Source organism: Pseudoalteromonas sp. GABNS16E, assembly GCF_028598715.1.
GTDB lineage: Bacteria > Pseudomonadota > Gammaproteobacteria > Enterobacterales > Alteromonadaceae > Pseudoalteromonas > Pseudoalteromonas atlantica.
Map to the genome: position 1 here is coordinate 27,107 of NZ_JAQREZ010000012.1, position 24,438 is coordinate 51,544.

The window sequence follows — 24,438 nt, forward strand, 5'->3', positions numbered from 1 at the left end:
TAAATAGCGTTTCTTTGATGAAAAGTGCCACAGAATTATGTAACATTCAGGGCATTAACACCAGTCAATTAACAAAAATCCATAAGCTGCGCGTACCGTTAGTCCAAAGCTTATGGATAAATTAATGATAACCGCCTTTTTTGTAGTAAACATGGTGGTTTATCCTCAATTCGGAATGATTATGACGCAGCGAAAGATCCTCATTACCAGCGCATTACCTTATGCAAATGGCCCTACTCACTTAGGCCATTTATTGGAATATATTCAAACTGATATTTGGTCACGTTTTCAAAAGCTACAAGGCCACGAAGCTTATTATGTTTGCGCCGACGATGCTCACGGCACGCCAATTATGCTTAATGCGCAAAAGCAAGGGATCACGCCTGAAGAAATGGTTAAAAATGTAAGCATTGAACGCCAGCGCGACTTTGCCGACTTTAACATTAAGTTTGATAAATACCACAGCACCCACAGCTCAGAAAATAAAGAGCTGAGTGAGCTTATTTATAACCGCCTTAATGATGCGGGTCATATTAAAAAGCACACTATTTCACAGTTATTCGACCCTGAAAAAGGCATATTTTTACCAGATCGCTTTGTAACAGGCACTTGCCCAACGTGTAAGTCTGAAAACCAAAATGGCGATAGCTGTGACTCGTGTGGCGCAACTTACAGCCCAACCGAATTAATAAACCCGCGCTCGGTAATGTCAGGTGCAGAGCCAATTTTAAAAGATTCAGAGCATTACTTTTTTGACCTGCCAGCATTTGAAGGCATGCTTAAAGAGTGGCTACACTCTGGCTCTATTCAGCAAGAAATGGCGAATAAGTTAGATGAGTGGTTTACCGATGGCCTGCAACAGTGGGATATTAGCCGCGATGCGCCTTACTTTGGTTTCGAAATTCCAAATGCACCGGGCAAATACTTTTACGTATGGCTAGATGCGCCAATTGGCTACATGGCAAGCTTTAAAAACCTATGTGACGAAAAAGGCCTCGACTTTGATGCATTTTGGGCTGAAGGTTCTGATGCTGAGCTTTATCACTTTATTGGTAAAGACATTATTTACTTCCACAGCTTATTTTGGCCAGCCATGCTAGAGGGCGCTAATTTTAGAAAGCCAACTAACGTGTTTGCACATGGCTTTGTAACCGTCAATGGCGAGAAAATGTCTAAATCAAAGGGTACGTTTATAAAAGCACGTACTTACCTTGATAACCTAGACCCAGAGTACTTACGTTATTACTACGCAGCTAAATTAAACAGCGGTATTATTGACCTCGATTTAAACCTAGAAGACTTTGCACAACGTGTAAATTCAGACCTAGTAGGTAAAGTAGTAAACATAGCAAGCCGCTGTGCAGGCTTTATTACTAAAAAGTTTGACGGTAAATTAAGTAGCACAATTATGCAGCCAGAACTACTTGAAGAATTTCAAGCTGCTGCACCGAGCATTACTGCCCACTATGAAAACCGTGAATACAGCCGCGCGATTCGTGAAATTATGGCCCTAGCCGATAAAGCAAACCAATTTATTGATGCCGCAGCGCCATGGGTACTCATTAAAGATGAAGCAAAACAGCAAGAAGCGCACGAAGTGTGCTCGCTTGGCCTTAACTTGTTCCGTGTTTTAATTACCTATTTAAAACCTGTATTACCAGGTATGGCTGCAAACGTAGAAGCCTTTTTAAATGACGACTTAGCATGGGATGGCGTTCAAAATGCACTTGTTGCACACCCTATCAATAAATTTAAGCCGCTCATGCAACGTGTAGAAATGGATAAAGTGAACAAAATGGTTGAAGAATCAAAAGAAAGCCTAGAATCAAAAGTAACAATTGACCCTAATAGCCCACTTGCAAAAGAGCCAATTGCGGATGAAATTGAATTTGATGACTTTGCAAAAGTAGACTTACGCGTTGCTAAAATTGCTAAAGCAGAGCATGTTGAAGGCGCCGATAAGCTACTTAAACTTACGCTGGATTTAGGCGGTGAAACACGCCAAGTGTTTGCTGGTATTAAATCGGCTTACGCACCAGAAGACATTGAAGGCAAACTGACTGTAATGGTTGCAAACCTTAAACCTCGTAAAATGCGCTTTGGTATGTCAGAGGGTATGGTATTAGCTGCAGGCCCTGGCGGTAAAGAAATTTACATTCTTAACCCAGACGATGGCTCAGAGCGAGGCATGCGTGTAATGTAATTTATTACTTATAAAAAACCGCTGAAATATCAGCGGTTTTTTTATGAGAAAAAAACGTTTATACCAATTCGTTTAGTTAAGTGTGCTATTTTGAGGGTGCAAAAGCGTGTTGATAACTAGACAAAAAATTCGCTATTTAGTTATTCAAAATGATCAAAGTAAGAGCTTTTTAACGCGTTTAGCACCAAAATAATTAAGTATTATTGCCGATTGCTGTTACACGTGTGACTCTGTATTAAATAAAGTGAAGTGACATTATGAGCCAAATTTTAAATGCCAACAGAATAAAAATAAGCAACCAAATTAAGCAACATAAGTTAGTTGCTATACTTCGCTTAAAGCAACAAAGCGATGTAGCCCCTTTAATTAATTGCTTAGTTAATGCAGGCATTAACGCGCTAGAAATCACCTCAAATACACCTGGCTTTGAGCAAGAAATAGCAAAAGCACGCGCTGCTTATAAAAATACACTCATTGGCGCTGGCACAATAATTAACACCGCCCTTGCGCAACAAGCGATTGATGCCGGTGCGCAATTTATAGTTACACCAAATACTAATCAAGCCGTGGTAGAGCTTGCTCACCGCCATGGTTTACCTGTGTTAATGGGCGCACTCACTCCTACCGATGTTGCCAATGCAATAGAGCATAACGCCGATATTATTAAAGTTTTTCCGGCAGGCAGTATGGGGATTAATTACTTTAAAGCGCTAACGGGGCCTTTTTCTGATGTGCCATTAATGCCCGTAGGCGGCATTAATTTAGACAACCTAACACATTGGTTTGCAGCGGGGGCATGCGCAGTGGCGGTAAGTAGCGATTTTAGTAAGCCGGTAAATAACAAACAGAAATACGACACATTAAGCAAATTGGTGTGCAAATACATATCAGCGGTTGCTCACTTAACAAACTAAATAATACAGCTAAAAGTAAGCTTTTATTAAGCGTAATACAGCTTTAATAACGCTCTTTTAACTACCCAATTTCTTTTTGATTTTAGTTTGCCACTCAAGTGCAAGCTCGGGTAGTTCAAGTGCTGCTAATAATACGTTTTCATAATCTGGGTATTGTTTATCAAAAAAGGCCTGAAACAACGTTTTAACCGAAATGTTATGCTCAGCTTTATGTTCAAAAGTCACGGCATCGCCCGTTTTAGCAACACCTTGTTCAAGCACTCTAAAATAAACACCCGTGTGGTAATACTGAGTAAACAATTTTAGGCTTTGTTTATTATTAAGTGCAATAGCCAATTTAAAGCACGGCACACGGGGCTGGCTTACTTCAAGCAGTGCAGTACCTATACGAATACGATCGCCTATATGAATATTTTGCTCATCAAGCCCTGAAATTGTGAAGTTTTCGCCAAAGGCACCAACTGCTAAATCATCATTTTTAAGGGGGCGCTTCCAATAATCATAATGATTGTGCGAAAACGCATAAACCGCTTTATCCACCCCGCCATGATTGACTAAATCGGCTTGCTCATCTCCTATTATATTTAGCTTTTCAATAACAACCGGCTCATTGGTTGGCGTTTTAAATATGCCCGTTTTAACCTTCTTGCCGTTATGCTCAACCGTTTTTATTTTAGAGATATTGGTAGAGATTATTTTCATCTTAAACCTTTGATTATAGCTAAAAGTAAGAGTTCGTAAATTTTCATCATTCATCCTTGAAGATCAACAAAGTAAGATTATAAGTCAAAAATATATAACAAAGTTAAAATGAGAAACACTACAAATACAGGGGTGAGTACATAGAAAAGGATATTTGCTACGGTTTTGTGTTTTTCTCTAAAGCGAAGCATGCCATTGTAAGTCGCTCTAAAAAGTGGGAATGTAATAAAAGCTCTAAAAATTGCCCAAGAAACTAAGCTGCAGTGAAGTTTTATTTCAAACCAAAACTGTTCCGGATTAATGTTTAAAGATTGACTCGGTGAGCTTTTGGACCCCACTGACCAGCCAGTTAATAGCTCTAACATAATTATAAAAATAAGTAGAGCCGCTACCCATAGGTAAGCTGACTCTATTGATTCTCTTTTTGAGATAAGCTTTTTCATTAATATTTTATAAACGCATTTAAATAGGCTTACACAGGCCTACTTTTCCCACTTGTTTAATGCTTGCTTGTCGCTTTGTTTAAACTCAACCCAGTTTGAGGAGTCTTTAAAATGCTCTTTTTTCCAAAACGTAGCGTGGTTTTTTAAGTAATCCATTATAAATTGTGCGCCTTCAAAGGCGGCTTGGCGGTGGCGGCTGGTTACGCCAACAAATACAATTTGCTCACCAAGGGCTAAATAACCGACTCGATGAATAATGCTTATGCGAGCAAGTTGCCAGCGTGTTTGCGCCTGCTCGGCTATAGATTGCAGTAGTTGCTCAGTCATCCCTGGGTAGTGTTCAAGCTCAAGGGCGATTACGTTATCGCCGCTACTAAATTCTCGTACAAGCCCTGTAAAAGTAACTACGGCACCATCACTTTTGCTATTACTGCAAAGTGCATTGTGTTGCTCACCTACTGAAAAATCGTGCGTTTGTACGTTAATGCTTATACTCATTAGCCACCTGTAACGGGTGGAAAAAAAGCAAGTTCATCCCCTGCTTTTACAAGCTCATCGCTTGATGACATAGTTTGATTAAGCGCACACAATACATCACGCTCTTCAAGCCATGCCTGCCAATGTGGGTTTTGCTCAACCAGCATGTGTTTAAACGCTTTAATGCTAAGGGGGGTCGCTATCTCAACGGTTAACTTATCGCACTTTAGGCGCTCTTTAAGTTGGCCAAAAAACAGTACGTTTACATGCCCTGCATCAGTATCATTTAAATTAGTCTCGCTGCCAGCTGCCATGCTTGCCTCCTGCTTTTTGCGTTACACGCATACCGTGTATTTCCATAAGCGGATCGGCGGCTTTACACATATCAAATAGTGTAAGGGTCGCCACAGATACAGCGGTGAGTGCTTCCATTTCAACGCCCGTTTTGCCCGCCAATTTACAGTAGCTAGTAACTTTAATTTGGCTATTTGCTTCATCAAGTTCAAAATCAACGGCTACTTTACTCAGTGCCAGCGGGTGACAAAGCGGAATTAAATCGGCGCATTTTTTAGCGCCCTGAATACCCGCAATACGGGCAACGCCTAGCACGTCACCTTTTTTATTTTGATTAAGCAACACTTGCTCAAAAGCTTGTTTGCTCATTTTAATGTAGGCCTCGGCAGATGCATCGCGCAGAGTGACCTCTTTTAGCGATACATCAACCATGTTTGCTTGGCCATTTTCGTCTACGTGGCTCAGCATATTATTGCTCTCGCGATTCGCATTTTTTACCAATAGTAATATGCGGGGCAAAGTTACATGGCTTGTGCATTGAGTCTAACTGATCTTTTATAATTCCTGTCCAGGCTGTTTTACATGCGCCCGTAGAGCCAGGCATACAAAAAATAACGGTGTTATTGGCAAGGCCCGCCAACGCACGCGATTGAATAGTTGAGTTACCAATTTCGCCGTACGAAATATGTCTAAATAGCTCGCCAAATCCATCTACACTTTTATCAAACAGCGGTGCAAATGCCTCCGGTGTTGAGTCGCGCTCGGTAAAGCCCGTACCACCGGTTACTAAAATGGCGTGAATGGTGTCATCGGCAATCCACTGCGATGCAACTGCTCGCATTTGGTAAACATCATCTTTAACTATGTCTTTATCAGCTAAGTGATGGCCTGTTTCAGTAAGGGCTTTAATTAAATAATGGCCTGAAGTATCCGTAATTTCATCGCGTGTATCGCTTACTGTCATTACGGCAATGTTTAATGCGATTTGTGACTCAGTTGTGTGGCTCATAGGGTTCTTCTCAGTAAATTAGGTTTGTGTTGGTCAAATTGCTCGTTAACAGCTTTAAATTGCGCCGGTGTATTGGTATTAACAAGTGCGTGCGCTTTATTACATTTTAGCGTTTGCACACCAATACTACGGGTAAACTGTTTAATTGACTTATGACTATTTGCGTTTATGAGTAATTGTTTTAAATGACGTTTAACGCTTTGGGTGTTACGAATATACAGGGGTAACGGTTCATTTTCAAAGTGCCACGCATGTATTTGTGGCTGATTTGTTTGAAAGTGGGGATTATCGCTTGCTGCAGATACAATTTGCGATAATAACGTGAAAGTAAGCAACGGCATATCAACAGCGGTGATAAGTATATCTTGCTCTGTCGCCATTAAAGTTGAATAAATCCCGCCAAGTGGGCCAGAGCCTGGGTATATATCAGGTATGTATTGCGCAGTAGCACTTTGTACATTACGGCTTATAAGAACATCACTTGCTCCTGCTGCTGTTAATAACTCACATGCATTTTGCAGTAAGGTTTTATTTTTTAAAATGAGATTGGCTTTATCGCTGCCCATTCTGGATGATTGCCCACCAGCGAGTACAACTCCTGTAAACACGGCTTTATTGCTCATTTTAGCCGCCCAACATAGCTAAATGGGTTGTGGCGCCCGCTAAGCGCTTATCAAGCTCATGGCTAATGGTTTTATTGCCCATTGCCGCTTGAATCGCGTTTACAGTGGCTGGCATATCTTGCGCATTTAAATGCGGGCGTAAGTCTATACCTTGCTCGGCAAACAAGCACAAATGTAATTTGCCTAATGACGATACTCTTAATCGGTTACAGCTTTTACAAAAATCTTTACTGTAGGGCATAATTAAGCCAATGCGCCCCTCAAAATCGGGATGACAAAACTCCTCTGCAGGGCCGTTTAATTTACCTCTTACTACCTGTAACCAACCTTGTGCTAAAAGCTGCGTTTTAACACTTTGCCCGCTTAAATGATTTTGTTCAAAAAAGGTGGCACCATTACCTGTTTCCATTAATTCAATAAAGCGTACCGTTACTTTTTTATGTTTTACCCAGTCTAAAAAATCATTTAATTGGTTTTTATTAAATTGCTTAGCCAGCACTGCATTTATTTTTATATCTTTTATACCCAGTTCAATTGCCCGGTCTATCCCTTTTAAAATATGGGCTAGCTTGTCGTGTCCTGTAATTAATTTAAACATGCTCGGGTTTAAGCTATCTATACTAATGTTTAGCGCATCTAGGCCAGCGCTGTAAAACTCATCAATTTTATTAAATAAGTTAAAACCATTGGTTGTTATGGCGACTTTTTCTATGCCTGGGGTGTTTTTACATTGCTTTATAATGTCGGTTACGTCACTGCGTAAACACGGCTCACCGCCCGTAATGCGCACTTTTTTTGTGCCAAGTGAAGCAAATGCATTTACTAAGGTGTTTATTTCGTTTTTATTTAAAAAGTTACGCGGGGTATCGCACTGATACCCGTTTGGTAAACAATAGGTGCAACTAAAATTACACACATCGGTAATTGAGAGGCGCAAATAGTTAAACTGCCGACCAAATTGATCATTAAGCATATGCTTCCTTGTTTATTTACATTTCAACTGCAACATCAATACTCTTAGCGTTTTGCGTAGTATGCTGCTTTATTAATTGGCTTAACTGGGTTTTACACGACCCACAGTTAGTGCCGCATTTTAGTTTAGACCCCAATTGTTCTACTGTATTTTCACCACTTTTAATGGCGTTTATAATGGGTTGCTCACGTACTTTAAAGCAACTACATACTTGCGCGCCTTGGGTAAACTCTTCATCAGGCGTGGCATACAACAATGACTGTAATTGGCTAAAGGTTATTAAAGGCTCTGCAAATAAATGATTTATCCACTCAAGTGATATGTCTTTTTGAGCTAACGAAATAACCGCAACAAACACTAACTGCTGGTTTTGAATACATTGAATATGCATTGCTTTTGCACTGCCCATTGCCGACCACTGCCCTTGTAACCCGGTCAGTGTTTGGCAATAATAAAGCAAATCATTTTGCGGCTCATTTAACGCTAACTGGTAGCTAACACAATTACTTGCGTTAGCTTTAAGCCAAAAATCACTGGTTATTTTAAGCTCTGTTTTGCTAAAAACTTGCATGTACTGAGCAAACTGCGCTTTAACTAAATCAACAGCACCATGCTTACACTCAGCTTGGCCCGAAATAGGGTCAACAACCGATTGATAGAGCCCACTTACCGTAGCGGATGAGGCAAATTGCTTGTTCCAGTGAATAGGCATAAAACATTCGCCTTTACGTACAGCATCCGTTACTTTTGCATGAGCCGTCACTTGCCCAGTTTTAGCATTGGCAGTTATTAAATCGTTTGCTTTTATGTTTAATTTGCAGGCATCTATGGGGTTTATTTCAATATATGGGCGCGTTATATGAGTAGAAAGCGCGGTACTTTTTCCGGTGCGACTCATTGTATGCCACTGATCGCGTATTCGCCCTGAGTTTATTACAAAAGGGTAATCGCTTGAGGTTTGTTGCACAGGAAGTTTGGGCGTTATAGGAATAAAGCGGGCTTTTTTATCTGCGGTGCTAAATTGATTATTAACAAAAACCTGCCCGTTTTTATATGGCTCATTTTTTAGTACCGGCCACATAACCGGTTTTAAGTTATCGTATTGCTGCTGTGAAAGCCCCACTAAGGCTGATAAATTTAATAGCCTCTCACCATTATTTTCAAAATCAGTCAGTTGTGCCCATTCTTCAAAAATGCCACTGGGGTCTGTAAAATCAAATCCTTCAAAACCCATTTTTTGAGCAACTAAACACATTATTTGCCAATCGTTTTTAGCACCCGAAAATGGCTCAACTAGCGGGCGCTGCCTCGATATTCTTCGTTCTGAATTAGTCACTGTGCCGTTTTTTTCGCCCCATCCGGTTGATGGGAACGCCACATCAGCAAATTTTAGCGTATCACTTTTAGCAATACAGTCAGACACAACCACCAGCTCACATTGCTCAAGTGCATTTTGTATGGCTGCGTTATTAGGTAGGCTCACCATCGGGTTGGTTGCCATTACCCAAATAGCTTTTATTTTCCCTTTGGCGATTTCATCAAACATATCAATCGCATTACACCCTGCTTTTTTAGCTATTGTTGGCGATTGCCAAAAACGCTGCACTAACTGTTGGTGCGCGTCGTTTTCAATGCTTAAATGTGCTGCTAATTGATTTGCCAAGCCCCCTACTTCACGCCCACCCATAGCATTAGGCTGCCCCGTTATTGAAAACGGGCCACATCCAGGTTTTAGCAATTTGCCCGACGCTAAATGCGCATTTATAATGGCATTACACTTATCAACCCCTGAGCTTGATTGGTTAATACCCATTGAATAAAAACTAATGGCGGTTGGGCTTTGTGCAAATAAGGCGTAAAAGTCACTGACTAGCTGCGCGTCGATATCACAAAAATCACTGACCGCTTTTACACTCCACTTTTTAGCCTCTGCAAGCGCTGTTTCAAAGCCGTTTGTATGCGCGTTTATAAATTGCGTATCTAAATAGTTATGTTCACTTAAATAAGTAAGTAAGCCGTTATAAAGTGCGCCGTCGCTGCCTGGTTTTATATTTAAAAAGATATCGGCAAGTTCGGCTGTATCGGTTTTTCGCGGGTCGATAACCACTACTTTCATGTTTGGATTAAGCTTTTTTGCGCGCTCCATACGCTGGTAAAGCACCGGATGTGTCCATGCTGCATTTGAGCCAATTAAAATAAGTAGCTCAGTTTGCTCTAAATCTTCGTAGGTACATGGTACTACGTCCTCACCAAACGCACGTTTATAACCGGCAACCGCCGATGACATACAAAGCCTTGAGTTTGTATCTATATTGCCTGAGCCTATGTAGCCTTTCATTAATTTATTGGCAACGTAGTAATCTTCAGTAAGTAACTGCCCCGATACATAAAACGCAACCGACTCCGGTCCATGCTCTTTAATAATGGCGTTAAATTTGTTGGCAACGTAATCAGTTGCCGTATCCCAGCTGGCGGGTTCGTTATCAATAAGGGGCGATGTTAAGCGGTTATCACTGCCTGTGGTGTCAAGCAAGTGCGTGCCTTTAACACACAAGCGGCCAAAATTAGCGGGGTGCTCGCGCGTGCCTTCAAGTTTTGTTGGGGTATTATTTAATAATGAAATATCAACCCCACAGCCTACACCACAATAAGCGCAGGTGGTTTGTTTAAGCAAAGGTGTGTTTGAACATGTGTTTAATGTTTCCATACTGCTCTCTTATTATTTGCGTTAAGCGCTCTGTGATACAGGCTCATCTACTGGAGTTAGCGTGGCTATTTTATTATTAAGTGCACTGCTAATAACGCTTTGCACTAGTTTTTCACAGCCTCCACAACCCGTACTTGCTTTAGTGGCTTGCTGCACTTTATTTAAGTCGCTACAACCTTGTATAACCGCTTGTTCAATAGTGTGTTTTGTCACTTTATGGCACGCACAAATAATGGCATCACTTGGTAAATCATCAGCGTTTAGCTCGCCCGCGTCACCTGCAAGCGGCATTATTAATGACTCTGCGGGCACACTAAGCTCAATGCCATTTAAGTGATACTGCAATAAATTATCGTAATCACTGGTATCGCCAACCAGTACAGCACCTATGAGCTTATTGCCTTGCTCATTAGTGACTACTTTTTTGTAAATACCGCTTAGTTGATCTTCAAAGTAATAGCTAATTGCGCCTTCACTGCGTGCATGAGCATCACCAATTGAGCCTACTTCAACACCCATTAATTTAAGCTTGGTGCTCATATCGGCACCGCTAAATTCATCAGCACTATTTGAGAAATTGTTAGAGGTAGTGTGTAAAGCTTTGTTTGAAAACAGCTGTTGTAAAACATGCCCCGCCGCTACTTTTGCCATAGCGTAGCCCGGTGCTACAAGGCCAAAAATAAAGTTATTCCAAAGGGCGCATTCGCCTATGGCGTATATGTTTTTATCACTCGTTTGGCAATGGTTGTTTATTACGATGCCGCCGCGCTCACCTATTTCTAAATTAAACTCACGAGCTAGGTTATCGTATGGGCGAATACCGGCCGAAAATACAATCATGTCTGTTTCTAGGGTTTGCCCCCCTTTAAAGCACATTTTATAACGGCTGTTTTCACCCTCTATAATTTGCTCTGTCGCCACTGATGTATGCACTGTAACGCCCAGCTCGGTAATTTTATTTTTAAGCAATCGACCACCAGCACCATCTATTTGTACGCCCATAAGTTGTGGTGCAAATTCTATTACATGGGTTTGCAAGCCAAGCTGCTTTAATGCGTTGGCAGCTTCTAGCCCTAATAAACCGCCGCCAATTACTACGCCCACTTTGCTGGCCTGTGCAGAATTTTTTATGGCGTGTAAATCGTTAATGGTTCTGTAAACTAGGCAATGCTCACGGTCTTTACCTGGAATGGGGGGTACAAATGCAAATGAACCGGTAGCCAATATTAACTTGTCGTATTCAAATGTTTTGCCTTTTGCAGTAGTGACTGTTTTTGCATCGCGGTTTATATCAACCACTTTAGAATCAGTATGAAAGCACACTTGCCAATCTTGATAGGTTTTACTGCAGGTAAGTGCTAAATCGTCTTCGGTTTTACCTTTAAAAAAAGACGAAAGCTGCACGCGGTCATAAGCGAGTCGGTCTTCACCGCTGAGTACGGTAATCTCCATATTTTGAGTATCACCTTGTTGTGATACTAGCTGTTGTACAAAATGATGGCCAACCATTCCATTTCCGACAACTACAACACGCTGCTTGCTTGGCATTAAATCACCTGTTTGATTTAAAATACACTTAACTTTAGATGGGTACTTTAAATGTATAATTTATTATGTGTTGGTTATAGCAATATGCAAGCCAGATATATAAGCATTAAATTTCAATAACTTAACTTAGTTAACACAGTAAAAAAGAAGTGAAAGCACCACAAGCTGGCGCTATTGCACCAACTTGTAACGCTTTAAACTAAATAACGAGGGTTTAGGTTAAATACTTAAAATTTAGCGCTTACCCATACCCACAGTTTTTGGGTATCAACTTTGCCTGCAGCGCTATCACCTGCTGAATAATCAGCATATTTTGCGCCTACGGCATAGGTTTTATTAATAGGCTTTACGTATTATACGTTTAGCTCTGTGCCTAAATCATCAACGCCATTGGCGCTATCGTTGGCATCAAAGCTGTGATACGCAAACAGCCATTTACCGCCGTAAGCTTTACCATTTAAACTTACATAAGTGTCATCAAGCCCTTGTGCTGGGGTTGCTAAAAACGTATCGGCCCAGCCATTAAATTTATGCATTGTGGCAAGCGGCGTGGCAAAACCATAATCGCCGTTATCAGAGCCCAGTGACTCAATACCGGCTTTTAAAGTAACGGTTTCAATGCTTAAACCGCCTAAATCAATACCGCCTTCAAACGCATAGTAATCAGCGTAAAAATCACTCATACTCGTTGATGCTGATTGCGTGGCGTACTGTGCTTTATAGTAAAATTTAATATCGCTGAGCGTTTTATTACCATTAAAAGAAACACCATAGGTATCTAAGCTGTCATTATCTATTGCGTCGTCACTTAATAAATAGCTGTATAAAACCACCTTACCTAGGCTTGTTTTAAAGCTTGCATTGATAAGGTGATCGGATGCATCAATATCTTTGCTATCAGCAAATATACGGTTGCGCTTACTTATGTAGCTATAGTGCAAGTTAATATCATTAAAGGTGTAATTTACTGTTGCAGCATCAAAGGTTTGCCTGTCTTGCCTAAAGCCAACGTGGCCTACGAAGCGCTGTCCATCGAGTGCTATTACTTGCCTACCTACTTTAATTGATAAAGCATCTTTTGCGTATTTAACAAAAGCCTGATCTATCTCTGTGGTTTCAGGGTCGGCTATTACTGAGTAATTTGTATTTTTACCCAGCGTATTGTTGTAATCGTCTACACCTAATAGGCTTCGGCTATCTTCGACCTCTAATAAAGCAGAAAAGCCATTCATTTCATCCGTTTTATGAGTAAGGCGAGTACGCAGCGTTAAGCTACTGGCATCTTTTAGTGCGTTATCTTGCTCTGCACTTTCATAACGCAGCCTAAAATTAAGGTCGGTTTGCGCTGCAACACTAATAGAAGGCGCAGCAATGCACCCTATCATTAAAATAATAGGTAAGTTATTTTTATAATTTAACATGTTGGTCTCTTAGTTTTTAATTATGAGCACGCACAATAAAATGATAAATAAACACAGCGAAATGCTCTTCCAGAGTAATACTGGATCGCGTTTCATTATTGAAATTTTGTTGGCTGAGCTCTGTAAATGTGGATTAGGTTTACTAATATCTGTTAAAAACTCAGAAAATGCGTGGTATCTGAGCGCTGGTTTTGGCGCAAGTGCTTTCATTAAAGCCTGATCTAACCAAAAGGGTATATCGGCTCGGTACTTGCGAATACTTGTGTATTGCCAGTGGCTGTAATCATTAGGGGTATGACTTGCCGGTAATGTTTTATAAGGCAGCTTCGAGCACAATAACTCATAAGCAATCACCCCAAGCGAAAACATATCGCTTTTAAAATCGGCATGCAGCGAAATAAGTGTTTCAGGAGCCGTATAATCTATAGTCCCCTGCGGGCAGTCATCGGCTATTTGCTTAACCGACTCATCCATAGCCGCAACACTTACAGTACCGTAATCAATTAACGTAACTTTACCGTGAGCATCTATCATCACGTTATCGAGCTTTAAATCACGATGTACCATATCTAATCGCTGAAAAGCCCTTAGCGCATGCACTATTTGCTCTACAATACTGCGCACTTGCGCTATTTCTAAATAAGGGACGTCGTGCTTATAGTCACTGAGGGTTTGTCCGTCCATGTACTCGCAAATATGATATAAAAATCGGCTTTGCGATTGCGTATTTAAAACCTTCATTACATTAGGATGATTAATACGTTGCCCTACCCACCCTTCGCGTATAAAGCCTTGAAGGTAGTGTATATCGTCTTCAAAATTAACCGAGGGTGCCTTTAATACAACGGGCGGTGCATCAGGTGCTTGCTGTACCAAATAAATGTGCGATCGGCTGCTTTCGTTGATTTTACGAATAACCGTATATCCATCAATTATTTGGCCAACCTCTAATGCGGGTGGTATTTTGCGCTGCGTTAACGATTGATAAAGCTCATCTAGATTTTGCTGTGCAATGCTATTTACCTTCACTAATAAACAACTCACATTATCATCACTGCCTTGTGCTATAGCGCGTGAGGTAATGGCCTTTGCTGCCTGCTCTAAGTTGTTATGGGCGTTTATTTCGTTGGCAATTTCACTATAGGGCAATACATCATGCACACCATCGCAAGTCAGTATGTAAATATCACCGGCTTTTAGGTCAACTTCGTAAACATCAATTTCTTGATGTGACTGCGCGCCTAAAGCACGAGTGAGCGTATCATTTACTTTATGATCCCGCGTTATCGCTTCCATTTGATTATCGCGTAAACGCGTAATGCGAGTATCGCCTAAATGAAATATATACCCCGTAGCTGATTTTAATATAAGCGCCGTAAAGGTGGTCATCCAATCAGCTTGGCGTTGCCCTAAGTGGTTATAGTTGACTGATTGCGAATATAACCACTGATTTAAGCTAGCTAAAACCTTAGAAACCGATTTTTTGACCGCCCAGCTGTCGGGTGTATTTAAATACTCATTTATAAAATGAGTAACACTGAGCTGCGATGCTTGTTTGGCATTTTTAGCCGATGAACACCCATCCGCTAAGCACGCAATAGCGCCTTTTGTTTCTTGTTGTTCGTGCTCAGTATTTAAAGCAGCAAACGCATCTTGATTTTCATCTTTTATGCCCGCGGCACTGTGCCCACCAAAAGAAACATCTAGCGTATTATTACGAACTTGAGCGTGTTGGGTTTCATCAAACATGGTTAACGCTGCCTTAAGTCACTGAAATAAGTTCAACGGAGCCATCTTCGTTTACTTCTGTCATGTGCCCATCTGGCTCTTTCATGAAAAATAACGCCCCTAATCCTAACAATGCACTGGCAGCAATAATCATAAAGAAAGTTTGGTAATCCACTAATGAAAGCGCCGTTAAATACACCACCGCGCCTACGTTACCGTAAGCGCCTGTCATACCTGCAATTTGCCCTGTTAAGCGGCGTTTAATAAGTGGCACAGCAGCAAAAACCGCCCCCTCACCAGCTTGCACAAAGAACGAACACGCCATGGCAGCAGCTACTGCAAGCCAAAGTGGCCAGCTAGCGTCAACTAAGCCCATAACAAAGTAACCAACAGCTAACCCTGAGGTAAGAACAATAAGTGTTTTACGACGACCCATTCTATCTGAGATCCAACCCCCACCTGGTCGCGAGGCTAAATTCATAAACGCATAAGCAGAGGCCAGTAAACCTGCGTACACCATATCGAGGCCAAACACTTCCATAAAAAATAATGGCAGCATAGATACTACGGCCAGCTCTGAGCCAAAGGTGGTAAAATATAAAATATTAAGTACAGCTACTTGCTTAAATTCGTAGCGGTGCGATTCTGGCACGGGTTGTTTAAAGATATGTCCGTTTATATCAAAGGTTTTATATACCTCGTAGGCGTATAACAGCACTAAGAATGCATAAACGGCTAAAACAAAATTGGCAGAAATTAAATTAGCGCCTGTAGGAGACAACTTCCAAGTAAGTAAAGCCAGTGCGCCATACATAGGTAATTTCATAATAAGCAATAATACAAAGTCACCTTTACTGGTTACTTCCATTGCGCCTACTTTTTTAGGCTTAAAGTACGTCCCCCCTTTTGGTGTATCGGTTACGTTTATGTACCAGATAACACCAAAAATAACGCTAAGTACGCCCGTTAAACCAACGGCATAGCGCCAGCCATCGTCGCCGCCAAACATAAGCGCTAATACAGGTAGTAACATGGCAGCGGCAGCCGAGCCAAAATTACCCCAGCCACCATAAATACCTTCTGCCGTACCAAGCTCATTAGCCGGGAACCACTCGCTCACCATACGAATGCCCACTACAAAGCCTGCACCAATAAAGCCTAGTGCAAAACGCGCGATAGCGGCTTGCTCAAACGTGGTTGCCATAGCAAACATAAAACACGGTATGCTACATAAAATAAGTAAAGCGGCATAAACAATACGCGGGCCAAACTTATCTGTCAGCATGCCAACAACAACACGCGCGGGAATGGTTAAGGCCACATTTAAAATGAGAAGCGTTTTTACCTGTGCCATAGTTATACCTAGCGAGCCCGCTATTGCCCCTAATAATGGAGCATGGTTAAACCATACAAAAAAAGAGATAAAAAACACCATCCAGCTTAAATGTAGTATTTTCATTTTTCCGCTAAACGATATGAGATTAAACCCAGAACTCGGTTGCATGTTTTTTTCCTTGTAACGATTATTATTTTAAGCAGTGAGTACGACTTTGGTAGTAATAACACTGCGACGATTGTTAAATTAACGTTAACCGCTTTCAGCAATTACTAAGCCAACAATTAATAGGTAGGTTTTTCAGTTACTTATATTTTTGGGAATTAATATTTATTTCGCTTTGCACTATTTAAGCAGCTTTGTTGGGCGTAAACAGTGCAAAGAATTTTTAAGCTTTACTTGCTCTAGGTTTTAACTAATTGGTATTGTTAAAAAAAATTATGAGAACTCATTAATGCAAAAACCCCCTTTAACGTATCAGCAGCAATTACGCTATTCTCGCCATATTATGCTTCCTCAGCTAGATATAGATGGACAAGAAAAAATATGGCAAAGTCATGCTCTTATTGTGGGGTTAGGTGGATTAGGCTGCCCAGTTGCGCAGTACTTAGCGGCATCGGGCGTAGGTACGTTAACGCTTGTAGATAACGATGTGGTTGATGCAACTAACTTGCAAAGGCAGGTGCTCTATAAACAAAGTGATGTTGGGTGCTTAAAAACCCACAGTGCAAAAAAACAGTTAACTCAGTTAAATGATGAAATAGAGATCCACACTATTGATGAATTTTTAAATGAAAACTCGCAGCTTGAACAATTACTTAGCAAAGTAGATGTAGTTATTGACTGCACTGATAACTTAGCAACACGTAATTTGCTCAACAGCGCCTGCTATAACACCCGTACGCCCTTGGTTTCGGGCTCTGCCATAAGGTTAGAGGGACAAGTAGCTTGCTTTACAATGGCGCCTAATAGCCATTGCTACGGGTGTGTGTCACAGCTCTTTGGCGAACAAACTCAAAGCTGTTCAGAGTCAGGCGTACTCTCCCCTATTGTAGGGCTTATTGGTAGTATTCAAGCGACTGAAGCACTTAAAATTATTGCAGAACTGCCTAGTAAACTCACCGAGCAGCTATTACTTGTAGATGGTTTAAGTATGGAGTTTAACCGTTTTAACATTGTTAAAAATAAGCACTGCTCTGTTTGCAGTGCTTAATTTAGTACATTGTAAATGCATGACTGCTCTTTAGAGCCTAATTTAGCGTTTCTAGGTTATTTATTGTCAAGTAAATCTGCTCGCCTAGGCTTACAGCACTTTGCTGCCATTGCCTTTTAGACACCGCGCAATACAGTAATTGAGTATCTACATTAACAGTAAGTAGCCATTGCTCATCAAGCTGCTGGGCATTTTCAAGCATACCTATTAGCACGTTTGCACTGCTCTCGTTAATTGGTTTTACTTTGCTGTAGGTTATTTGGCTGCTTTCTATAATTAACTTATGGTTTTGTTTTACCAGCGAAGGCACTGCATATAAATGCTGTTGGCTATTACTAAGAGTAAGCTGGTAAAGACCAAAAGCATCATTAAATTCAGGCTTACTATAACTAAGTATACTAAGTGGCGTTTGGCTCTTATTTGTATAAATACTTTGCACCACTTCTTGTGTTGCACCGCACTGGAGCACGTTGCCTTTCGCTATATGAAGTAATGTATCACTACAATAAAGTAGCTCTTTTAAAGAGTGGCTGACAATAATAAATTTAATACCATGGGATTTATTAAGTTGTTGAATAGCCCCCAACATAGTAAAACGCGTTGACCAATCTAAGGCGCTAAATGGCTCATCAAGTAAAACAACAGATTGCCCACTTAGTAGTGTTCTTGCAAAAATTACGCGCTGGCTCTCCCCGCCCGAAAGCCCCGACACATCACGATTTAGTAATGGGTTTAGTGCTAATAAATCAATTACCTGATCAGGCGTTAGGTTGTTACTTTTATTTTTACAATGCTTGTGAGTAAACAGTAAATTACCCATCACATTTAAATGTGGAAATAACGGGCACGACTGCAGCTGTAAAGTAAGTAGGCGTTTATCGGGCTTTAAATGGGTAATATTATGATTATTTATACACACATTTTGCGCCGTAGTAAGCCCTGCTATCGCCTGTAATAAGCTCGATTTGCCCGAGCCCGAAGGGCCAAACACCCCTAAAATATCAAATTGATTTATAGCTAAATCAACATGTAATTCAAAATCGTCCAAACGTTGATGGCATTGTATTTTAAGCACGATTAGCAGCTCCGTTTATCACGGTTTTATTAAATTTAAACAACAACACTAAACACGCAAACGAGATTGCTAGCAATACCAACGACAATTGGTGCGCTGCCCCATAATTAAGCGACTCTACATGGTCGTACAACGCAATAGACACCACTTGGGTTTCGCCTTGTATATTGCCACCAATCATTAGCACTAAACCAAATTCTCCCAATGTATGGGCAAAGCCCAGTGCAAAGGCACTGCCTATGCTTGGCTTTAATAGCGGTAACGTTAAATACATAAAACGCTTAAATGGACTGATCCCTAAGGCAATAGCAGCTTGATTGTAAGTAGTATTTATTTGTTTAAAGCCCGCCAGTAACGGCTGCATCACAAAAGGGAGAGAGTAAAATAACGAACCAATAACCACCCCTTGAAAACTAAACGCGAGCTGCGTACCCGTGAGCCAAAACCAAAACTGGCCAAATGCATGAGTAGGTGAAAACAATACCAATAAATAAAAGCCCATTAGCGTAGGCGGCAGCACCAAAGGCATTGCTATAAGTGCTTCTAATATAGGCTTTAACTTACCTTTATAACTGGCTAGTTGCCATGCAAGCGGAATGCATATAATCAACAAAATAGCAGCCGTTATAAAGGCAAGTTTAATTGTAAGCCACAGCGCTGTTACATCACTTGCTAACATCATTTTCCTTTGCTTTATAGCCAAGCTCTAATAATGTTTTTGCGGTTGAGGGGTCATTTAAAAAAGCCATAAATTTTTTAGCTGCCGTTAAATGCTTAGTAGCGCTTATGATAACGCCTTGCTGCGTTATTTCAGGGTATTTTTCAGGTTCGATAAGCGTGTAATTTAAATATTTTTTATTTTTAGTTTTGCGATACGCCGACTTTAACGTAGATAACGCGACCAAGCCTTTAGCGGCATTGCCTGTTTCTACAAATTGAAACGCATGGGTAATATTATTTGCATACACGAATTCATACGGTGTTTTTATATAGTTTTTAGCATAATGCGCCGATGATTGCCCATATGGCGAAAACCTTGGATTAGCAATGGCTAATTTATTATTAAAAACTGAGTTGCTTGGCTGCCACAGCGCTAATAAACCTATCGCATAGGTAGTTAAGCTATTTTTGAGTGCAAAGCCGTCTTTGATAAGTGCGTGTGGGCGTGCAGCGTCGGCTGATAAAAAAATATCGTACGGTGCACCGTGCATAATTTGAGAGTGTAATACGCCGCTAGAAGCAGCTGATATTTTAATATTAATATTTTTTAGGGCTGGGTTAGTTACCAGCGTTTGCAGCACAGGTTTAAAATTGCTCGCAACGGCTATATGCAGCGTTTCTTTTGCGTTAAGAGGATTGCTAAATACCACTAACAGTAATAACAAATAACCACACCATGTATTGTAAAGCTTTAACATTATAAGTATTGTTTTAAAAATCAGACACATTATAAAAAACAATATATATGAACGATGTATGCAATGCACCTGGTTTATTACCAGTAGAAACCGCAATTAGTAACATGCTAAGCGCTATTAACGTTGATAAAGCCGCAGAAACCATTTCAATAATGCACAGTGTTGGCCGTGTTTTAGCAAGCGATATTAAATCCAATATGAATGTGCCTGCTCACGATAATTCGGCAATGGATGGCTATGCACTTTGCCTAAGCGAAGGGCTAACAACTTATCAGCAAGTAGGCAGTGTATTTGCTGGGCAAACCTTTAAAAACACCTTAACACCTGGGCAATGCGTTAGAATTATGACCGGCGCTGCCCTGCCCCCTGGCGCTAATGCGGTAGTTATGCAAGAAAACGCCAGCGTAGATAACGACAAAATAACATTTACAAGTCATATTGAGCTCAATAATAATGTGCGCTTTGCAGGTGAAGACATTGCAAAAAATAGTGTTGTTTTTAAAGCAGGCAGAAAACTAAAAGCAGTCGATGTAGGCTTACTTGCCTCTATTGGTATTAACCAAGTAAGTGTATATGAGACACTAAAGGTCGCGGTTTTTTCTACAGGGGATGAACTTATAGAGCCTGGCAATTCACTTCCAGCAGGTGCTATTTATGAAAGTAATCGCGCTGTTATATTAAGCGAGCTTAATGATAACAATATAGAAGTGATTGATTTGGGGATAATTGCCGATGATAAAACGCTCATTAAAAATACGTTTTCAAAAGCAAACGAGCAAGCCGATGCCGTAATAAGCTCTGGTGGTGTATCGGTTGGCGAAGCCGATTTTACTAAAGAAGTATTAAATGAAATTGGCGATATCCATTTTTGGAAAATTGCCATGAAACCTGGCAAACCCTTTGCTTTTGGTAAATTACCTAACAGCTACTTTTTTGGTTTACCAGGTAACCCCGTATCGGCAGCCGTTACGCTTGAGCGACTTGTAAAGCCAGCCCTTACAAAGCTTTCAGGAAATGAACATACTGCTAAGTTACGTTTAAAAGCAACCACCACAGCGCTGATTAAAAAGCGCCCCGGCCGTACCGACTTTCAACGTGGTATTGCCAGTACCGATGAAAACAATAACCTACTGGTAACGCCTATAAATAAGCAAGGTTCGGGGGTACTCTCATCGCTTAGCCACGCTAACTGCCTTATTGTGGTGCCCGCAGAAAGTGGCAATATTGCAAAAGACGAAACCGTAGAAATTGAGCTACTATAACTTATGCCAATATGCTTAGTTAGGTATTATATAAGCACGAGTAATAAAAAAGCCCAGCAAGTATGTGCAACTTGCTGGGCTTAAGTTTAGGTTTAAACCGCTATTAAAATAACGATTCAAAATCACCATTAGGAAATAATACCCCAGGAATACCACGTACTGCGGTTACATCCGCAATTTTTGTATCGCCTAAGTACAAGCCACCGCTGTAGTTGCTGCCAGCTTGTTTTACATCAAGCCAGCGACCGTTTTCACCTTTTGCGGTTAAACTAATATTGCTATTTACTTCTCTAATGCGTAAATCTAAGGCTTTTTGTTTTACGCTAATAAATACATCACTACTGGTAAGCTGCGATAAATCAATAACATCACCTACATACGCTAAGCTAAAGTCACTCGCACCACCTAATGGCAGAGCCAGTTCTAGGCCAAACATTAAATCATCGTTTTCCTCACCCGTCAGTGGCGAAGCTTCTAATGCTGTAATATGAAAAGGCGTAGTTTGAATATCACTTTGATATTGGCCAGCAAAATCAAAGGCAGATAAAGACGTAACTTCCTGTGCAAACGCAGTAACAAATCGATTTAGATCTAATGATATCTCACCAGTAAGCTCGCCTGATTGCTTAGCAATAACTACGTCAGTGGTAATATTAGCAATGCCTGTTTGTGCATCGGGTAATAATTCACTTTGATCACTTACCCCATCAAATTCCACCAGCAATTCACTTACATCAACATCTAAGCGCGTATCGCCATTAATAACAGAAGCGCTCATTACCCCTTCTATTTTATCACCAAGTACACCGCTTATTCTAAATGTGGGGATAGACATGTCTATATTTACTGGCAAGCCATCATAGGTACCGGTAATTAGCCATTCGTAGGGTGAGGTTGAATAGCTAATATCAAGATTACGTAACGTGTACTGCCCTTCGCTCGCAGATACTTCTGCAAGTGGAGAGTAATTTATGAGTACCTCATTAATCACCTCAGCAAGCACAGTAATAGTTTGCTGCGTATCATCATCAAGTGCGCTTTCTAGTTGTTCAAGCTTCGCGTCTAAATCATCAGCGTAGGTTGTGTCCTGTAAGCGAATAACACCTAGCGCATCTCTTATATTTTCGAGTAATTCGCGAGACTCTAATGCTTGCTCAGTTTCAACTTTTTGTTGCCAATTGGTATAACTAGCCACACTCGCAATAGTTTGCTTAACCTGCCCGGCTACACTTTGAATTAAACCATTACCTTGTTCACTGTAAAGGTTATCTGCGATGTATTGATCAGCTAAACTGCTGTAAGTTTGCCAAGCACTTGTATCATCCTGCTGGGTGATAAAATCATCAAATGCAGTGGCTAAATCAAATCCTTCAACAGACACACCAGCGACGATAGCGCTATAGGTAAATGCATTAGCCACAATTTCTGCCTCTAGTGTATTACTCAAGCTACTATGTGTAAGCTGATAAAAAGGACTCGCAGATAAACTTGCAAGGGTCGCGTCAACATTTGCATTCGTAATTGCGGTGCTCAATGGCGAGAAAAACACCTCATTAACGCCTGGCGCAACATAGGCACGGGCGGCATAGTTTAAATTAACGCCAGTTATCTCTTCAAAATCAATTAAACGGTTTTCGTTTATATCGTTTACATCGCCGCGAAGCGTTCTGCCGCACCCTGTAAAGCGTGGGCATGGCAAGGCGCTATCGTCAGGTATAAATTCAAATGTATAAAAATTAAGAGGCGATACACTCACGCTGGCGGTATTTATGTTTTCGACCGCGACAGACTCAACCACATTGCCTTGGCTGTCTAATTGGTTAAGGGTACCTTTGGCTGATTGCCACTGAGGTACATAAAAATTTACGGTAGAGGTAGATGCTACGCTTATTTCAACCGCTTCGTCACTACTGTCATTTGAAGAGCCACCGCAGCCACTAAGAGCTAGAGCAACTGACAAAGGTAAAAGTTTTTTTAACATCTTCATTCCTTAAAACTTAATGTTCATGTACCAATTTACATTCGCATAATAAGCTTTATCTAAGTCTAAACTGTCGGTTTGTAAATTAAGACCAAAGTACTCGTTTTCAATACCGACTAAAAACGCCTCACTTTTTGTTTCATAGCCAGCTTGTACCTTCCAATGATCCCAAAAATGAATACGCCCTTTCAGCTGACTAAATGTATCTTCGTCGTATTGCTTGATTGTAAGCGCCGTTGAATATCGGCGGTTGATTTGATAATCGGCAAAGGCGGTAATACGCATTTCCATATCAAGTGTGTGCGACTGGGTATTACCAAAAGCAGATGTTTGAAGAGAAACAGTCGGCGTAGAGGTAACATTACCACTTTCATCTTCACTGAAAGGGATTTCTGTTGTTTGCCCTTTTACCGCGCCTGTATCATCAAAGTCAGTTTTATAAAGCAGATCTTTTACACTTAGCCCTACTTTTAAATCGTCATTTACTTGCCAATCAGCAAAAATATCTAAGCTATAGCCTAGGCCTTCAGGGTTTTGCGAGGGAGTAAATTTTTTAAATAAAATATCTTTCGAAAAATTATAATCAGCAGTAATGCTGCCTTCTACATCGTCACTAAACACTCGCCCATCTACTGAGGCATCTTGAAAATGTGTACTGGCAAAAACAGACACTTTTGGTGTAATAGTTAGCGCGTTTTTATCTAAAAATTTAAAATCGTATGAAACAAACACCCCATTAGAGGTCACTTGCTTAGCATTTAGCTGATACGTGTAAAATCGCTCTTCAAAGGGTAAATCGTTTTTTTCTAAATAAGTATAAAGTGCAGTATCGGGATCAAAATTAAGTACGTAGTCATAACGGCTCTGCAAACCAACTTTAAAATTGTTGTAACCCACGCCAATCTCAAAAATATTATAAGTAAATGCACTGTCGCCAGACTTAATAGGCTCGTCAAAATCATCTACAAATGCTTGTACTGGCTGTGCCTCAGTGTAAATTTCGGCGTCAAAGTGAGTAAATATTTGAAATTGATTATTTGCAGAAGCTAGAGGTGAAAGTAGAGCAGTTGAAAATCCTAACAAGAGAATTTTTTTTTTCATAATTTAATCG

Annotated in this window: 21 protein-coding genes and 1 pseudogene; 4 read left to right on the plus strand and 18 right to left on the minus strand. The window is 40.7% G+C overall.

The annotated features are described in order from the left end of the window. Positions 1 to 181 precede the first annotated feature (181 nt). Together metG and PSI06_RS07205 are read left to right on the plus strand one after the other, a co-directional pair. A complete protein-coding gene (gene metG, locus PSI06_RS07200; RefSeq protein ID WP_273603333.1) occupies positions 182 to 2,203 on the plus strand; it encodes a methionine--tRNA ligase in 2,022 nt (673 codons plus the stop codon). 257 nt (positions 2,204 to 2,460) lie between these two features. Next, positions 2,461 to 3,117, plus strand: a complete 657-nt coding sequence (locus PSI06_RS07205; protein WP_273603334.1) for a bifunctional 4-hydroxy-2-oxoglutarate aldolase/2-dehydro-3-deoxy-phosphogluconate aldolase — start codon at positions 2,461 to 2,463, stop codon at positions 3,115 to 3,117. A 57-nt stretch (positions 3,118 to 3,174) separates the two neighbouring features. Here PSI06_RS07205 and PSI06_RS07210 read toward each other — a convergent pair whose 3' ends face one another. The 13 genes and pseudogenes from PSI06_RS07210 to PSI06_RS07270 form a co-directional block, all read right to left on the minus strand. After that, entirely contained in the window at positions 3,175 to 3,819 is a 645-nt protein-coding gene (locus tag PSI06_RS07210) for an MOSC domain-containing protein (RefSeq protein ID WP_273603336.1), read from the minus strand. Positions 3,820 to 3,896: 77 nt separating this feature from the next. Beyond that, positions 3,897 to 4,262 (minus strand): hypothetical protein, encoded by a 366-nt coding sequence (locus PSI06_RS07215; protein ID WP_248461371.1) that lies wholly within the window; start codon positions 4,260 to 4,262, stop codon positions 3,897 to 3,899. A 39-nt stretch (positions 4,263 to 4,301) separates the two neighbouring features. Then, positions 4,302 to 4,760, minus strand: a complete 459-nt coding sequence (gene moaE, locus PSI06_RS07220) for a molybdopterin synthase catalytic subunit MoaE (RefSeq protein WP_273603339.1) — start codon at positions 4,758 to 4,760, stop codon at positions 4,302 to 4,304. Further along, positions 4,760 to 5,053: a MoaD/ThiS family protein gene (locus PSI06_RS07225; protein WP_273603341.1), complete on the minus strand. Its 294-nt coding sequence runs from the start codon at positions 5,051 to 5,053 to the stop codon at positions 4,760 to 4,762. The genes moaE and PSI06_RS07225 overlap by 1 nt, the downstream gene beginning before the upstream one ends. Then, positions 5,031 to 5,501: a cyclic pyranopterin monophosphate synthase MoaC gene (moaC, locus tag PSI06_RS07230; protein ID WP_004587754.1), complete on the minus strand. Its 471-nt coding sequence runs from the start codon at positions 5,499 to 5,501 to the stop codon at positions 5,031 to 5,033. The genes PSI06_RS07225 and moaC overlap by 23 nt, the downstream gene beginning before the upstream one ends. A gap of 1 nt (position 5,502) precedes the next feature. After that, entirely contained in the window at positions 5,503 to 6,042 is a 540-nt protein-coding gene (gene moaB / locus PSI06_RS07235) for a molybdenum cofactor biosynthesis protein B (protein ID WP_273603342.1), read from the minus strand. After that, positions 6,039 to 6,665: a molybdenum cofactor guanylyltransferase gene (locus tag PSI06_RS07240; RefSeq protein WP_024032655.1), complete on the minus strand. Its 627-nt coding sequence runs from the start codon at positions 6,663 to 6,665 to the stop codon at positions 6,039 to 6,041. The genes moaB and PSI06_RS07240 overlap by 4 nt, the downstream gene beginning before the upstream one ends. A gap of 1 nt (position 6,666) precedes the next feature. Then, positions 6,667 to 7,638: a GTP 3',8-cyclase MoaA gene (moaA, locus tag PSI06_RS07245; RefSeq protein WP_273605000.1), complete on the minus strand. Its 972-nt coding sequence runs from the start codon at positions 7,636 to 7,638 to the stop codon at positions 6,667 to 6,669. 16 nt (positions 7,639 to 7,654) lie between these two features. Continuing rightward, complete coding sequence (locus tag PSI06_RS07250; protein WP_273603343.1) at positions 7,655 to 10,345, minus strand: nitrate reductase; 2,691 nt, start codon at positions 10,343 to 10,345, stop codon at positions 7,655 to 7,657. Between the two features lie 21 nt (positions 10,346 to 10,366). Then, on the minus strand, positions 10,367 to 11,893 hold the full coding sequence (locus PSI06_RS07255) for an FAD-dependent oxidoreductase (RefSeq protein ID WP_273603344.1): 1,527 nt from the start codon (positions 11,891 to 11,893) through the stop codon (positions 10,367 to 10,369). A 227-nt stretch (positions 11,894 to 12,120) separates the two neighbouring features. After that, a pseudogene (locus PSI06_RS07260) lies at positions 12,121 to 13,314 on the minus strand (alginate export family protein). A 9-nt stretch (positions 13,315 to 13,323) separates the two neighbouring features. Further along, on the minus strand, positions 13,324 to 15,063 hold the full coding sequence (locus tag PSI06_RS07265) for a bifunctional protein-serine/threonine kinase/phosphatase (protein WP_273603346.1): 1,740 nt from the start codon (positions 15,061 to 15,063) through the stop codon (positions 13,324 to 13,326). 13 nt (positions 15,064 to 15,076) lie between these two features. Then, on the minus strand, positions 15,077 to 16,546 hold the full coding sequence (locus PSI06_RS07270; protein ID WP_004587746.1) for a NarK family nitrate/nitrite MFS transporter: 1,470 nt from the start codon (positions 16,544 to 16,546) through the stop codon (positions 15,077 to 15,079). A 286-nt stretch (positions 16,547 to 16,832) separates the two neighbouring features. Here PSI06_RS07270 and PSI06_RS07275 point away from each other — a divergent pair, with 286 nt between their 5' ends. Continuing rightward, complete coding sequence (locus PSI06_RS07275; protein WP_273603347.1) at positions 16,833 to 17,591, plus strand: HesA/MoeB/ThiF family protein; 759 nt, start codon at positions 16,833 to 16,835, stop codon at positions 17,589 to 17,591. Between the two features lie 37 nt (positions 17,592 to 17,628). Here the strand turns inward: PSI06_RS07275 and PSI06_RS07280 are convergent, their stop codons facing one another. The 3 genes from PSI06_RS07280 to modA are packed head-to-tail and all read right to left on the minus strand — an operon-like array spanning position 17,629 to position 20,084. Next, positions 17,629 to 18,666, minus strand: coding sequence for an ATP-binding cassette domain-containing protein (locus tag PSI06_RS07280; RefSeq protein WP_273603348.1), 1,038 nt, complete (start codon positions 18,664 to 18,666; stop codon positions 17,629 to 17,631). Then, positions 18,659 to 19,345 carry a molybdate ABC transporter permease subunit gene (gene modB, locus PSI06_RS07285; RefSeq protein WP_004587743.1) on the minus strand — a complete coding sequence of 229 codons (687 nt, stop codon included), beginning with the start codon at positions 19,343 to 19,345 and terminating at the stop codon, positions 18,659 to 18,661. Before modB ends, PSI06_RS07280 begins: the two co-directional genes overlap by 8 nt. Then, positions 19,332 to 20,084: a molybdate ABC transporter substrate-binding protein gene (gene modA, locus PSI06_RS07290; RefSeq protein WP_273603349.1), complete on the minus strand. Its 753-nt coding sequence runs from the start codon at positions 20,082 to 20,084 to the stop codon at positions 19,332 to 19,334. Before modA ends, modB begins: the two co-directional genes overlap by 14 nt. A gap of 47 nt (positions 20,085 to 20,131) precedes the next feature. On the opposite strand from modA, the gene moeA reads away from it, so the two are divergent. Next, complete coding sequence (moeA, locus tag PSI06_RS07295; protein WP_273603350.1) at positions 20,132 to 21,346, plus strand: molybdopterin molybdotransferase MoeA; 1,215 nt, start codon at positions 20,132 to 20,134, stop codon at positions 21,344 to 21,346. Between the two features lie 103 nt (positions 21,347 to 21,449). On the opposite strand, the gene PSI06_RS07300 is transcribed toward moeA, so the two are convergent. Together PSI06_RS07300 and PSI06_RS07305 are read right to left on the minus strand one after the other, a co-directional pair. After that, complete coding sequence (locus PSI06_RS07300) at positions 21,450 to 23,327, minus strand: hypothetical protein (RefSeq protein ID WP_273603351.1); 1,878 nt, start codon at positions 23,325 to 23,327, stop codon at positions 21,450 to 21,452. A 9-nt stretch (positions 23,328 to 23,336) separates the two neighbouring features. Further along, positions 23,337 to 24,428, minus strand: coding sequence for a hypothetical protein (locus PSI06_RS07305; protein ID WP_273603352.1), 1,092 nt, complete (start codon positions 24,426 to 24,428; stop codon positions 23,337 to 23,339). Between the last annotated feature and the right edge of the window lie 10 nt (positions 24,429 to 24,438).